1 protein-coding gene is annotated in these 1,005 nt (G+C 37.7%); it reads right to left on the bottom strand.

Going from position 1 to position 1,005, the window contains the following annotated elements:
* Positions 1-1,005, bottom strand: a 1,005-nt coding sequence (locus tag G6069_RS07850) for a glycosyltransferase family 10 domain-containing protein (protein ID WP_197293933.1), incomplete at both ends; no start/stop codon positions are given.

The following is a 1,005-nucleotide window of genomic DNA, read 5'->3' as shown; positions in this document are numbered from 1 at the left end:
CTCTCAAATCATCATAATCGGCTCTCAAATCATCATAATCGGCTCTCAAATCATCAATAGTCGCTAAAGGCTCATTCAAATCACGATAGAAAACAAAAGGGTTATTGTGATAGATCGTGTCGTTTTCTAAAATCGTTTTAAAAAAATCCAGGATTTTTTTAAAACTCAAATCTTGGTAAAAGTAAGCTTTCCCATCAAGGGTGTTTAAAGGGTTTTCATAGAGCATGTCTAAATAAGCGTTTGGGTGCGTGTGCAAGTATTTGATATAATCAATCGCTTCATCAAAATCTTTAAAATCACAAACGTTCACAAAACTCTTAGGGTTAAAATCTTTCGCCACGCTAGGACTCCCCCAATAAATAGGAATGGTATGGCTGAAATAAGCGTCAATGATTTTTTCAGTTACATAGCCATAGCCTTGAGAGTTTTCAAAACACAGATTGAATTTGTATTGGCTTAAAAATTCGTTTTTGTTTTTGACGTTATAACCTAAAGTGTTTTTCACTGCTCCTCCCCCAGTAACTGGCTCAATAGAATTTAAAGCGTCATAGAAGGCGTTCCTTATAGGGGCGTTAGGGTTGCTTGCGACAAAGCTCGCAAACCCTCTTTTCAAAGGATCGCTCTCATCATTCACTACTGCGCATAAATTGGGGTGGTTTTCTTTAAAATGGTGGGAGGGTTTTTTTAAAGTATAAAGGCTGTTACTTTTGAGTTTGTAGGGTGCGGTGGTGTCATTCACGCTCTCGGCTTTATGGTGTAGTCTATCATAATATAAAGGCATTCTCAAATAACGATCTCTAAAGTCTAATTCATCAAAGCCTATAGCGTAATCAAAGAGGTTGAAATTAGGGACTTCGTTTTCACCGGTGTAAAACACTCTTTTAGTGTTTTGATAAGAGAGGATTTTTCTGGCTGATCCAATAGGAGTGCCAAAGACGAGATCGGAGGGTTTGTTAGGGTTTTGGTGGAGAGTGATTTTGTAGCGTTGGCTTAAGATGAAATACA

Source organism: Helicobacter pylori (assembly GCF_017594925.1).
In the GTDB taxonomy this organism is placed as follows: Bacteria; Campylobacterota; Campylobacteria; order Campylobacterales; family Helicobacteraceae; genus Helicobacter; species Helicobacter pylori_DP.
Note: the sequence above shows the minus strand (reverse complement) of the source record. Positions and strands in the feature narration are given on the sequence as shown.